At 66.9% G+C, this 13,669-nt stretch carries 8 protein-coding genes; 7 read left to right on the forward strand and 1 reads right to left on the reverse strand.

Translation table 11 applies throughout. From position 1 onward, the window contains the following. Positions 1-2: 2 nt before the first annotated feature. The 5 genes from KIP89_RS15400 (at position 3) to glgX (ending at position 11,882) form a co-directional block, all read left to right on the forward strand. Positions 3-2,507: a glycogen/starch/alpha-glucan phosphorylase gene (locus KIP89_RS15400; RefSeq protein ID WP_213756466.1), complete on the forward strand. Its 2,505-nt coding sequence runs from the start codon at positions 3-5 to the stop codon at positions 2,505-2,507. A 203-nt stretch (positions 2,508-2,710) separates the two neighbouring features. Continuing rightward, the gene (gene glgB, locus KIP89_RS15405) at positions 2,711-4,957 is read left to right on the forward strand and encodes a 1,4-alpha-glucan branching protein GlgB (RefSeq protein WP_213756620.1); all 2,247 of its coding nucleotides are present in this window, start codon (positions 2,711-2,713) and stop codon (positions 4,955-4,957) included. A gap of 14 nt (positions 4,958-4,971) precedes the next feature. Further along, a complete protein-coding gene (gene glgC, locus KIP89_RS15410; RefSeq protein WP_213756467.1) occupies positions 4,972-6,240 on the forward strand; it encodes a glucose-1-phosphate adenylyltransferase in 1,269 nt (422 codons plus the stop codon). Between the two features lie 42 nt (positions 6,241-6,282). Further along, on the forward strand, positions 6,283-7,740 hold the full coding sequence (gene glgA, locus KIP89_RS15415; RefSeq protein ID WP_213756468.1) for a glycogen synthase GlgA: 1,458 nt from the start codon (positions 6,283-6,285) through the stop codon (positions 7,738-7,740). Then, entirely contained in the window at positions 7,737-11,882 is a 4,146-nt protein-coding gene (glgX, locus tag KIP89_RS15420) for a glycogen debranching protein GlgX (protein WP_213756469.1), read from the forward strand. Before glgA ends, glgX begins: the two co-directional genes overlap by 4 nt. A 47-nt stretch (positions 11,883-11,929) precedes the next feature. On the opposite strand, the gene KIP89_RS15425 is transcribed toward glgX, so the two are convergent. Continuing rightward, on the reverse strand, positions 11,930-12,124 hold the full coding sequence (locus KIP89_RS15425; RefSeq protein ID WP_213756470.1) for a hypothetical protein: 195 nt from the start codon (positions 12,122-12,124) through the stop codon (positions 11,930-11,932). Positions 12,125-12,392: 268 nt separating this feature from the next. Between KIP89_RS15425 and KIP89_RS15430 the strand changes: the two genes are divergently transcribed. Then, on the forward strand, positions 12,393-12,635 hold the full coding sequence (locus KIP89_RS15430) for a hypothetical protein (protein ID WP_250152539.1): 243 nt from the start codon (positions 12,393-12,395) through the stop codon (positions 12,633-12,635). A 193-nt stretch (positions 12,636-12,828) separates the two neighbouring features. Beyond that, on the forward strand, positions 12,829-13,638 hold the full coding sequence (modA, locus tag KIP89_RS15435) for a molybdate ABC transporter substrate-binding protein (RefSeq protein WP_213756471.1): 810 nt from the start codon (positions 12,829-12,831) through the stop codon (positions 13,636-13,638). The last annotated feature ends 31 nt before the right edge of the window (positions 13,639-13,669 follow it).

The following is a 13,669-nucleotide window of genomic DNA, read 5'->3' on the forward strand; positions in this document are numbered from 1 at the left end:
GGATGTCTGTCGAGGCTGAAGAGAAGATGCTGGACAAGCCGGAGACCCCCGTCCGCCCGTCGGCACCCGCCGAGAGCGACGATGTTGCCAAATTCCGCGCTGCGGTGATCTCCAAGCTCACCTATGCGGTGGGCAAGAATCCGGCTGCCGCGAGCGACCGTGACTGGTTCCTCGCGACCGCCTTCGCCACGCGCGACCGCATCGTCGATCGCTGGATCACCTCGACCCGGCAGACCTATTCGGAAGGCCGCAAGCGGGTCTATTACCTCTCGCTGGAATTCCTCATCGGCCGTCTCCTGTTCGACGCGCTGACCAATCTCGAACTGCTCGACACGGTGCGTGCGGCGCTCGGCGATCTCGGCGTCGATCTCGACCGGCTGCGGCAGGTGGAGCCCGACGCGGCGCTCGGCAATGGTGGCCTCGGGCGCCTCGCCGCCTGCTTCATGGACAGCATGGCGACGCTCTCCATCGCTGCCTATGGCTACGGCATCCGCTACGAGAACGGCCTGTTCCGCCAGAGGATCAAGAATGGCTGGCAGCAGGAATATCCCGAGGACTGGCTGTCCTTCGGCAATCCGTGGGAATTCGAGCGTCCCGAGGTCTATTACGACATCGGTTTCGGCGGCTCGGTCGAGGCGGTGGCGGTCGGCAATGACCGCAAGAAGCAGGTCTGGCACCCGGCCGAGACGGTCGAGGCGGTGGCCTATGACACGCCCATCGTCGGCTGGCGCGGCCGGCATGTGAACACGCTGCGCCTGTGGTCGGCGCGCGCGGCCGATCCGCTGCGGCTCGACGCCTTCAACCAGGGCGACCATGTCGGCGCGCTGGTGAATCAGGTGAAGGCCGAGGCGATTTCCAAGGTTCTCTACCCGAGCGACGCCACGCCGGCGGGCCAGGAACTGCGCCTGCGGCAGGAATATTTCTTCACCGCCGCCTCGCTGCACGACCTCATCCGCCGCCATGTCGACAGCTTCGGCGATGTGCGCTCGCTGCCCGACAAGGTCTCGATCCAGCTCAATGACACCCATCCGGCGATCGCGGTGGCCGAGCTGATGCGCGTGCTCGTGGACGAGCACGACATCGCCTGGGACGAAGCCTTCGACATCACCAACCGGACCATCTCCTACACCAACCACACGCTCCTGCCGGAGGCGCTGGAGACCTGGCCGGTGCCGCTGATGGAGCGGGTGCTGCCGCGCCACATGCAGATCATCTATCAGCTCAACGCCAAGCATCTGGAGAAGGTGCGCACCGAGTTCCCCGGTGACGACGCACTCCTCTCCTCGGTCTCGCTGATCCAGGAAGATCACGGTCGCCGGGTGCGCATGGGCAATCTTGCCTTCCTCGGCTCGCACTCGATCAACGGCGTCGCGGCGCTGCACAGCGAGCTGATGAAGACGACGGTGTTCAAGGACTTCTACCGGCTGTTCCCGGAGCGGATGAACAACAAGACCAACGGCATCACCTTCCGCCGCTGGCTCTATCAGGCCAATCCGGGCCTCACCAATCTGCTGGTCGATGTGTGCGGTCCCGCCGTGCTGGACGATCCGGCGGAGCTGAAGAAGCTCATCGCGGTGGCCGGCGACAGCTCGCTGCACGACCGGCTCGCCACCGTGCGCCGGCAGAACAAGGTCGCGCTGGCCCGCATCATCCGCGACCGGCTGGACATCAAGGTCAATCCGGGCGCGCTGTTCGACGTGCAGATCAAGCGCATCCACGAATATAAGCGCCAGCTGCTCAACGTGCTGGAGACCATCGCGCTCTATGACGCGATGCGCGCCAACCCGGCGCGAAACTGGGCGCCGCGGGTGAAGATCTTCTCCGGCAAGGCGGCGGCCAGCTACCATATGGCCAAGCTCATCATCAAGCTGGCCAATGATGTCGCCCGCGTGGTGAATGACGATCCGACCGTGCGCGATCTGCTCAAGGTCGTGTTCCTGCCGAACTACAATGTGAGTCTGGCCGAAAGCATCATCCCGGCAGCGGATCTGTCCGAGCAGATTTCCACGGCGGGCATGGAAGCCTCGGGCACCGGCAACATGAAGATGGCGCTCAACGGCGCGCTCACCATCGGCACGCTCGACGGCGCCAATGTCGAGATCAAGGACCATGTCGGCGACGACCACATCTTCATCTTCGGCCTGACCGCCGAGGAAGTGGATGAGCGCCGCCGCACCGGCGTCGACGAATACAACGCGATCCAGAAGTCGGCGCATCTGGGCGAGGTGCTCGACGCGGTGGAGTCCGGTGTGTTCTCGCCGGATGAGCCCGACCGCTTCAAGCCTCTGGTCGACGCCCTGCGCCACCACGACTATTTCCTGGTGACATCGGACTTCGATGCCTATTGGGATGCCCAGCGCAAGGTCGACGAACGCTGGAACAACAAGCCGGCTTGGTGGACTTCCAGCGCCATCAACACGGCGAATATGGGCTGGTTCTCCTCCGACCGCACGATCTCCGAATATGCCCACGACATCTGGAACGTGCCGGTGCGCAACGTTCGCTAAACGTCGTCCTGAGACGTGAGACGATCAGGCAACGACCGTCCGGCACCCGCCGGGCGGTCGTTTGCTTTGGGCCTGCCGCGCCGGCAGTAACCTTCTGCGCGGGTATCACGTAACGGATTGTGGACTTTCATGCTGCGGTAAAGGAACCTTCATGGCGGTCGGGTCTTGATGGTGCGAATCCGGCGCAGGAGAATTGGGTGACGATGTTTGCGTGGCAGGCCCCTGACGAGGAAATCGACGCTCTCGTCGCCGGCCGCCATCACGATCCCTTTGCCGTTCTCGGTCCGCACGAGACCCCGGATGGCCTTGTCATCCGTGCTTTCGTTGCGGATGCCGAGGCGCTGGACGCCATCAATGCCGATGGCACACGCTTCCTTTCGCTGACGTCCCGCCATCCCGCCGGTTTCTTCGAGGGGCTGGTGACCGACCGTCCCGCCTGGGCGCGCTATCGCCTGCGCGCACGCAATGACGGTGGCGAATGGCTGCTCGACGATCCCTACAGCTTCGGGCCCGTGCTGGGGCCGCTGGACGATCACCTGCTGGTCGAGGGCACGCATCGCGCGCTGTATGAGCGGCTCGGCGCGCATCCGACCACGCATGAGGGGGTGGAGGGCGTGTGCTTCGCCGTCTGGGCGCCCAATGCCTCGCGGGTATCCGTCGTCGGCGACTTCAACCAGTGGGACGGGCGCCGCCACCAGATGCGCAAGCGCGTCGATAGCGGGCTGTGGGAGCTGTTCGCGCCGGGCGTCGGCGAGGGAACCATCTACAAATATGAGATCGTGTCCGCCGATGGGCGCCTGCTGCCGCTGAAGGCGGACCCGTTCGGCTTCCGCGGCGAGCTGCGTCCCAATACCGGGTCCATCGTCGCCCGCACCGACAATTTCGAATGGCATGACGCGGCCCATATCGCCGCCCGCGCGCAGGGCGCCGCGAAGGCCAAGCCGATGTCGACCTATGAGGTGCATCTGGGCTCCTGGCGGCGCGGTGAGGGCGACCGCTGGCTGACCTATGACGAACTGGCCGACCAACTCGTCGATTACGCCGCATGGATGGGCTTCACCCATATCGAGCTGCTGCCGGTCTCCGAGCACCCGCTCGACGCGTCCTGGGGTTATCAGCCGATCGGCCTGTTCGCGCCGACCAGCCGTTTCGGTGACCCCGCCGGCTTCGCCCGCTTCGTTGACCGGGCGCATCAGGCGGGGCTGTCGGTCATTCTCGACTGGGTGCCGGCGCATTTCCCGACCGACATTCACGGCCTCGCCCATTTCGACGGCGGGCCGCTCTATGAGCATGCCGACCCGCGGCGCGGTTTCCATCCCGACTGGAATACGGCGATCTACGACTTCGGCCGGCGTGAAGTCGCCAATATGCTGATCGCCAACGCGCTGTACTGGCTCGACCGTTTCCACATCGACGGGCTGCGCGTGGATGCGGTGGCTTCGATGCTCTACCTGAATTATTCGCGCAAGGACGGCGAGTGGTCGCCCAACCCGGACGGCTCCAACGACAACAAGGACGCCGTCTCCTTCCTGCGCCGGGCGAATGAGACCATTTATGCCGAGCATCCCGGCACAGTGGTGATCGCGGAGGAGTCGACCTCCTGGGCCGGCGTCTCGCAGCCGGTCTATGCCGGCGGCCTCGGCTTCGGTTTCAAATGGAACATGGGCTGGATGCACGACACGCTGGACTATATGGCGCTCGATCCCGCCTACCGGCCCTGGCATCACGACAAGATCACCTTCGGCTTCGTCTATGCCTTCTCCGAGAATTTCGTGCTGCCGCTCTCGCATGACGAAGTGGTGCATGGAAAGGGCACGATCCTCGGCCGCACCCAGGGCGACGACTGGCAGCGTTTCGCCACCGTGCGCGCCTATTACGGGCTGATGTGGGCCTATCCCGGCAAGAAGCTCCTGTTCATGGGGCAGGAGTTCGCCCAGCGGCGCGAATGGAGCGAGGAACGCTCGCTCGACTGGCATCTGATGGTGATGGGGCCGCATCATCGCGGCACGCAGCTTCTGGTGCGCGACCTCAATCACATCTACCGCGAGACGCCCGCCCTCCATGCGCGCGACTGCGAGCCGGAGGGTTTCCGGTGGATCGTGGTCGACGACGCCGCGCAATCGGTCTTCGCCTGGCTGCGGCTGGGCGAGGAGGGTGATGCCCCGGTGGTGATGGTGTCCAACTTCACCCCGGTGCCGCGCGGGCCTTATCGCCTCGGCCTGCCGAAAACCGGCCGCTGGCGCGAAATACTGAACACGGACGCTGAAACCTATGGCGGTTCAGGCGTTGGTAACTGCGGGATGGTCCACGCCGGCAACATTCCGGCGCATGGGCAGCCCGCAAGTGCCGAAATCACGTTGCCGCCGCTGGCAACTCTGTACCTTCAATGGGAAACGGATCAGGCTGGGCCGGAGGCGGACGCTAAGATCCCCACCGCACAGACGCATTAGGGAGACGACGCTTCATGCCAAGGCCGACGGTTCAGAACGCTCCACTCGCCCGCACGGCGATGGCCTATGTGCTTGCCGGAGGGCGCGGGAGCCGCCTGATGGAACTGACCGACCGCCGCGCCAAGCCGGCCGTCTATTTTGGCGGCAAGTCACGCATCATCGACTTCGCCCTGTCGAACGCGCTCAATTCCGGCATCCGGCGCATCGGCGTCGCCACGCAATATCAGGCGCACAGCCTGATCCGCCACATGCAGCGCGGCTGGAACTTCTTTCGCCACGAGCGCAATGAGAGCTTCGACGTGCTGCCGGCGAGCCAGCGGGTCTCCGAGACCATGTGGTATCTCGGCACGGCGGACGCCGTGTACCAGAACCTCGACATCATCGAGGCCTATGATACCCGCCACATCATTATTCTGGCCGGCGACCACGTGTACAAGCAGGACTATGAGTTCATGCTTCAGCAGCACGTCGACGCAGGCGCCGACGTCACGGTCGGCTGTCTCGAAGTGCCGCGCGAGGAAGCGAGCGCGTTCGGCGTGATGCATGTCGACGACAAGGACAACATCATCTCCTTCCTGGAGAAGCCGAAGGACCCCCCGGCGATGCCGGGCCGGCCGGACAAGGCGCTGGCCTCGATGGGCATCTATGTCTTCGAGACCAAGTTCCTCATCGAGCAACTGCGCCGCGACGCCGCCGATCCGCTGTCGACGCATGATTTCGGCAAGGACCTGATCCCTTACATCGTCAAGCACGGCAAGGCGGTGGCGCATCATTTCTCCCGCTCCTGCGTGCGCTCCGACATGGAGACGGCGCCCTATTGGCGGGATGTCGGCACGGTGGACGCCTATTGGGAGGCCAATATCGACCTTACCGGCGTCGTCCCCGAACTCGACCTCTATGACCGCGACTGGCCGATCTGGACCTATGGCGAGATCACGCCGCCGGCCAAGTTCGTCCATGATGATGAAGGCCGGCGCGGCCAGGCCATCTCCTCGCTGGTGTCCGGCGGCTGCATCATCTCCGGTTCCTCGCTGCGCCGCGCCCTGCTGTTCACCGGTGTGCGGGTGAATTCCTACGGCACGATCGAGAACAGCGTGGTGCTGCCCTATGTCGAGATCGGTCGGTCGGCACGGCTCAAGAACGTCGTGATCGATGCCAATGTGCGTATTCCCGAGGGGCTCGTCGTGGGCGAAGACCCGGAGCACGATGCCAAACGCTTCCGCCGGACCGACAAGGGAATCTGCCTCATCACCCAGCCCATGATTGACCGGCTGGGTATGTAAGGTAGCGTCTGGCGGGGGCGGCCGGCGAGGGCAGGGGAAAACGTGTCGGATCTGAAGGTTCTTTCGGTCGTCTCGGAAATCTATCCGCTGGTCAAGACTGGCGGTCTCGCGGATGTCGCCGGCGCGTTGCCGGCGGCGCTGGCGCCGCATGGCGTCGACATGCGCACCGTGCTGCCGGGCTATCCGGCGGTGATGGCGGTGCTGGAGTCGGCCGAGCCGGTCTATTATTTCGACCATCTGTTTGGCGGTCCGGGCCGGCTGCTCGCCGCGCGAGCGGCGGGGCTCGACCTCTTCGTCATCGACGCGCCCCATCTCTATGACCGGCCGGGCGGTCCCTATGTCGCGCCCGATGGCGAGGATTGGGACGACAATGCCCAGCGTTTCGCCGCGCTTGGCGCGGTGGCGTCGGGCATCGGGCTCGGATTGGTGCCGGCCTTCGTGCCGGACGTGGTGCAGGCGCATGACTGGCAGGCAGGCCTCGCGCCGGCCTATCTGCATTACTCCGGCAGCCGGCGGCCGGGCACGGTGGCGACGGTCCACAACATCGCCTTCCAGGGCAAGTTCCCCGCCATGCTGGCTCCCGCCTTCGGCTTTCCGCCGGAAGCCATGAGCATCCACGGCATCGAGTATTACGGCACGCTCGGCTATCTCAAGGCGGCGCTGAAGCTCTCCGACCGCATCACCACGGTCTCCCCGACCTATGCCGACGAGATCCTGCAACCCGATGGCGGCATGGGGCTCGAAGGGCTGCTGAACGACCGCAGCCATGTGGTCCACGGCATTCTCAACGGCCTCGATGACGCGGCCTGGAATCCGGCCGATGACGGGCTGATCGCCGCGCCGTTCGATCTGAAGCGCATCAAGGCGCGCGACACCAACAAGGCGGCGTTGCAGGCGGCCTTTGGGCTGGATCCGAACCCCGACACGCTGGTCTTCGGCGTGGTCAGCCGGCTGTCCTGGCAGAAGGGTCTCGATCTCCTCGCCGACAGCCTGGGCACCCTGCTTGATCTGGGCGCGCAACTGGCCCTGCTCGGCTCCGGCGATCCGGATCTCGCCCTGCGCTTTGCCGGCGCGGCGGCGACCCATCCGGGCCGGATCGGCGTGCGGCTCACCTATGACGAGCCGATAGCCCATCTCATTCAGGCGGGAGCGGATGCGCTGATCGTGCCGTCGCGCTTCGAGCCCTGCGGCCTGACCCAGCTTTCCGCCCTGCGCTATGGCGCGCTGCCGGTGGTGGCGCGCGTCGGCGGCCTGGCCGACACGGTGATCGACGTCAACGAGGTGGCGCGCACGGCGGGCGTGGGCAATGGCGTGCAGTTCTCCCCGGTGACCGCGCCGGCGCTGCAACTCGCCCTGAAGCGCACCCATCGGCTCTGGCAGGACCAGAAGCTGTGGAAGAAGCTGCAGCGCAACGCCATGACCACGGATGTCTCGTGGGACCGGGCGGCGCGCGATTATGCGGCGCTGTTCCGCGATCTCGTGGCGGAGCGCGGCGCGTGAGCGCCCGCCCCGTTTCGGCCGGCCAGCCCGAGCCGCTCGGCGTCACCGTGGATGAGACCGGCGTGAATGTGGCGGTGTTTTCCGCCCATGCCGAGAGCGTTGAATTCTGCCTGTTCGATGCCGCCGGCGAGGTGGAGACCGCCCGCTATCGGCTCGCCACCCGCACCGGGGATGTGTTCCACGCCCATATCGGCGGCATCGCGCCGGGCGCGCGGTACGGGCTGCGGGCGGCGGGGCCCTGGGCACCGGAGCGCGGGCACCGGTTCAACCCGGCCAAGCTTCTGGTCGATCCCTATGCGAGCCGGCTCGACCGGCCCTTCGCCCTGCATGAGACGATGTTCGACGCCCGCGCCCGCGGCGCCGTACGGGACGAGGCGGACAGCGCGGCCTTCGTGCCCAAGGCGATCGTCACCGCGCCCGATGCGCTGCCCGGCGCGGCGGTCCCGCCCTTCCGGTGGGGTGACGAGGTGTTCTACGAGCTGCATGTGCGCGGCTTCACCCGGCAGAATCCGGCGGTCCCGGTCGAATTGCGCGGAACGTTCGCCGGGCTGGTGGAGCCGGCGGCGCTCGATCATCTGGTGAAGCTCGGCATCACCACCGTGGAGCTGATGCCCTCCATGGCCTGGATCGACGAGCGTCATTTGCCGCCGCTCGGCCTCAGTAATTACTGGGGCTACAATCCGATGGTGTTCGGCGCGCCCGACCCGCGCCTCGCGCCCGGCGGCTTCGATGAGGTGGCGCGCGCGATCTCGGCGCTGCATGAGGCCGGGATCAAGGTCGTGCTGGACGTGGTGCTGAACCATTCCGGCGAGAGCGACGAATTCGGGCCCACCTTGAGCCTGCGCGGCCTCGACAACGCGACCTATTACCGTCACGCGAAGCAGGACCCCTCCCGTCTCATCAATGATGCGGGGACCGGCAACACGCTGGCGCTGGAGCGGGCGCCGGTGCTGCGTCTGGCCATGGACATGCTGCGGCGCTGGGCGCGCACCGGGCTCGACGGTTTCCGCTTCGACCTCGCCGCCACGCTCGGTCGTCGCGCGGATGGCTTCGATCCCGACGCGCCCTTTCTGGCGGCGATGCAGCAGGACCCGCTGCTGCGTGACCTCGCCCTTATTGCCGAGCCCTGGGATATTGGGCCGGGGGGCTATCAGGTCGGGCAGTTTCCGGCGCTGTGGGGTGAATGGAACGACACGTTCCGCGACGATGTGCGCCGCTTCTGGCGTGGCGATGCCGGGCGGGTGGGGCCGCTCGCCACGCGGCTGGCCGGCTCGGCCGATGTGTTCGCCAGCCGCCGCCGCCCGCTCTCGCGCGCGATCAATTTCGTCACCGCCCATGACGGCTTCACGCTCGCCGACCTCGTCGCGTTCGAGCGCAAGCACAATGAGGCCAATGGCGAGGACAACCGCGACGGCACCAGCGCCAATTACAGCTGGAACCACGGCGTCGAGGGCTGGACCGACGATGCCGGCGTGATGGGCGCGCGCTGGCGCGATGTGCGGGCGCTGCTGGCAACGCTGCTCACCGCGCGCGGCACGCCGATGCTGACCATGGGCGATGAATGCGGGCGCTCGCAGGCCGGCAACAACAACGCCTATGCGCAGGACAACGAACTCGCCTGGCTCGACTGGTCCAAAGCCGACGCCGAACTCGCGGCCTTCACCGCCAGGCTGGTGGCGCTGCGTCGGGCTCACCGCGCGCTGCGGCTGGAAGCCCCGCTCACCGGGCGCCCGCTCGATGCGAGCGGCATTGCCGATGTGGAATGGCGCGCGCCGGAGGGTGGGCGGCCGGAATGGGACAATCCCGACACGCGGGCGCTGGTGGCGGCCTTCTATGCGCCGGCCGATGACGATCATGCCGCCGACCGGGTGGTGGTAGCCTTCAATGCCGGCTGGAGCGCCCGCCCGCTCGGCCTGCCCAGGCCACGGGACGGTCATGTCTGGCGCGTTGGCGCCGACAGCGCCGATCCGGCGCGCGGCAGCGACGAGAGCCCCGGCGAACTGGCGGCGCGATCGGTGCTGATCGTCGTCGAGGAAGCCGTGCCGCAGGCGCCGCGCCGGGCGCCCGATCCGGCTCTGTTGGAGCGGCTCTCTTCCGCCGCCGGCATTGCCGGCGAGTGGACCGATGTGGAGGGCAACAGCCATGACGTGCCCGATGACAGCAAGCGCGCTCTGCTCGCCGCGCTGAAGCTGCCGGCCGGGAGCGGCGGCGAGGTGGCCGACAGTCTGGCGGCCATTTCAGAGCAGCGTTTCGGCCGCGACCTGCCTTTCGCGCATGTGATGCAGATCGGGCAGGCGGCCGAGCTGACACTGGCGGGCGAGGCCGCTTATGCGACGCGCCGTCTGGACGCCGTGATCGAGCTGGAGACCGGCGAGACGCTGGACTTCCCGATCCGTCCCGATGACGGGCGCCGGGCGGAGCTGGAACGGCCGGACGGCCGGCTCGCCCGCACGCTCGCCATCGCCCTGCCGGAACTGCAGGTCGGGCGGCACAAAATGCGGCTGGGCGAGGCTACTTGCGCCCTCACCATCGCACCGCCGGCCTCCTATTATCCGCTGCCGCTGGCCGAGGGCGAACGCTGGTTCGGGATCGGCACGCATCTCTACACGCTGCGGCGCGCCGCAGACGATCAGGGCATCGGTGATTTCACCGCGCTGGGCGCGTTCGCCGAGCGGGCGGCACGGGACGGCGCGGCCGTGGTCGGGCTCAATCCGCTGCATGCCCTGTTCAATACCGATCGCGAGCGGGCGAGCCCCTATTCGCCGTCCGATCGGCGATTTCTCGATCCCATCTTCATCGATGTCGCCGCGCTGGGGGGCGATATCGCGCCCTTCGCCGCGCTCGCGGCCAAGCCGGCGGTGGATTATTCCGGCGTCTGGGCCGCCAAGGAAGCCGCGCTGCGCGGCGCCTTCGCCCGTTTCGAGGCGCGCCCCGAGGATGATTTCGCCCGGTTCCTCGCCGAGGGCGGGGAGATGCTGAAACGCTTCGCCGCCTTTCAGGCGATCGCTGCGGCGCATCCGGGACGGAGCTGGCGTGATTGGCCGGGTGGTCTGGCCGACGCCGGCAATCCGGCGGTCGCCGCCTTCGCGGCCGATCATGCGGGGGAGGTGCGTTTTGCGCTGTGGCAGCAATGGGTGGCCGATCGCCAGCTCGCCGGCGCCGCGCAACGCGCCCGCAATGCGGGGCTGACGCTCGGCTTTTATCGCGATCTGGCGGTAGGTACCGCGCTGGAGGGGGCCGAGGCGTGGTCTGAGGCCGCGATGCTGATGCATGGCGTCACCATTGGCGCGCCGCCCGATCCGCTCGGGCCGCAAGGCCAGAACTGGAACCTGCCGCCCTTCGACCCACTGGCCTGGCAGCGTGACGGCTATGACGCCTTCGCGCGGCTTGTGAGAGCGAATATGCGCCATGCCGGTGCGCTGCGGATCGACCATGTGATGGGGCTGCGCCGCCTCTTCCTCATTCCCGAAGGGGCGAGCGGGGCGGACGGGGCCTATCTCGCCATGCCCTTCGAGGATCTGGCCGGGCAGGTGGCGCTGGAAAGCCATCGGGCGCGCTGCCTCGTGGTGGGCGAGGATCTCGGCACCGTGCCCTATGGGATGCGCGAGCATCTGACGGAGCAGCGCATGCTCTCCTACCGCGTGCTGTGGTTCGAACGGCAGGGCGAGCAGTTCATCGCGCCGCAGGATTATCCGGCGCTCGCCGCCGCCTGCATTTCCACCCATGACCTGCCGACCCTGCCGGGCTGGTGGGAAGGTGTCGATTTCGACGAGCGGCGTGCGCTTGGTCTTGAGGATGACGAAACGCTCGCCACGGCGCGGCAGGCCCGTGCGCAGGAAAAGGCGGAGCTTGCCGCGGCGCTTCTGCGCGAAGGGCTGATCGATGCGCTGCCGGAGCCGGACGCGCCGCTGTCCGACGCCTTCTTCGTGGCGCTGCATGCCTATGTGGCGCGCACCCGCTCCGTGCTGGCGCTGGCCCAGATCGACGATCTCGGCGGGGAGACGGTGGGCGTCAACCTGCCGGGCACCGACCGCGAGCGCCCCAACTGGCGGCGCCGGCTGACCGTGCCGGTGGAAGAGGTGCTGGAGGCGCCGCGCGCCAAGGCCGCGCTGGCCGCCATGAAGGCGGAGCGCGGCCGCTAGGCGGAGGTCAAGAGTGCGAAGGTCTCAGCCCTTCATCGGTTCAGTCTTCAGGGCGTCGAGGGGGTCGAGGGCGGCGGGGTGACGGGATCGGTCGCGGGCGGCGCGACGGGTGCCGTGGTTGAGGCCGGCGGCGTGGGGTTCTCGGTCGGCTGGGTCGACATGCGTCCCGAATATTGGACCGCCGCATAGGCGGCGATAATCAGGATGATGGCGCCGAGTATGATGGTCGTCGTCCGGTTCATGTTTTGCTTCTCCCGCCTGTCTCGTTCGAAATTACAGCTCAGCGCGTGAAATGCCGTGCTGCGAAGTCGGCGAGTGCAGTGCACAACCAATATTGAGCGGGTGTTCTGAACCGTACGGACGACACTGGATTATCTCTAATCTTGCGCCAATTGCCTCCGGCATCAGAAAACCGTTGTCGAAACGCCTCGATTGGACCAAAGTTCCCCTCTGCGCATATCGCTGTCAGACACGTCCGGGGAAAACCCGGCCAGCACCAGGGAGGATGGGATGAGCATGAGCACCGATTTTGCCGTCGTCACCTTGTCGCCTTCCACCGTCCGCGTGATGCACCGGACGGCGCACCACATTTATGAATTCGCTGTCGTTGATGATGGCTGTGGCCGCCGCGTGGTGAGCCGTGGCCCCTCGATCGTGTTCGGCAAGGATGAGGATGTGCCCGCTTGGGACCTCGTCGAGGCCGCCGAGCGCGTCGCCTCCGACACCGCCCGCTATACCGGCGTGATCGACTAAAGCCCGACCGACCGACATCGACCGACGCCGACGCACCCGGATCATGCCGGGAGCGTCGGCGTTCGTGCGTCTGGCGGTCCGGTCGATCGCGCTGCCTCTGGCACGCCGGCGCAGGGGGCTGGCAAATGGCGGCTTATCATGTATATGAGCGGATACATGTATATCGATGGATATATCATTCCAGGAGCCGCCCATGCCGTCGCCTATCGCTCCATCAGCTCCGCTTTTCCCCCGGAGGATCGGTCGTGCGCTTGCCGTCGCCGTCGCCCTGTTCGCCGTAGCCCCCTTCGCCTCGGCCCGTGCGCAGGAGGTGACGACGGTGTTCGCCGCGGCGAGCCTGACCAATGCATTTCAGGACATCGGCAAGCTCTACCGGGAGAAGACCGGCAAGGAGGTCGCCTTCTCCTTCGCGGCTTCCTCCGCGCTCGCCAAGCAGCTTGAAGCCGGCGCCCCGGCGGCGATCTTCGCCTCGGCGGATACCAAATGGATGGATTACACGGAAGGCAAGGACCTCACGCTGAAGGCGACGCGCGTTACGCCGATCGGCAACAGCCTCGTGCTGATCATGCCGGCGGATCAGGCCAAGCCGGTGACGATCGACGCCCGCTTCGACTGGCTGACCTTCCTCGGCGCCGACGGACGGATCGCCACGGGCCTTACCGACAGCGTGCCGGCTGGCATCTATGCCAAGGCGGCGCTGACCAGTCTCGGCCAGTGGGACACGGTGAAGGCGCGCATCGTCGGTGCCGAGAGCGTGCGGGCGGCGCTGGCCTTGGTCGAGCGCGGCGAGGCGCGGGCGGGCATCGTCTATTCCACCGATGCGGCCATTGCGAAGAATGTGAAGGTGGTCGCCACCTTCCCGGCGAACAGCCACCCGCCGGTGGAGTATCCGTTCGAGATCGTGAAGGGGCAGGACACGCCGGCGACAAGGGCGTTCTTCGACTTCCTTGTGGGTACTGAAGCTAGGGCGGTCTATGCCCGCTATGGATTCGTGGTGAAGTAGCCTAGGCGCGCCGCACGACAGGTGGCGCAGG

It is taken from the genome of Ancylobacter radicis (assembly GCF_018449475.1).
GTDB classification, from domain to species: Bacteria; Pseudomonadota; Alphaproteobacteria; order Rhizobiales; family Xanthobacteraceae; genus Ancylobacter; species Ancylobacter radicis.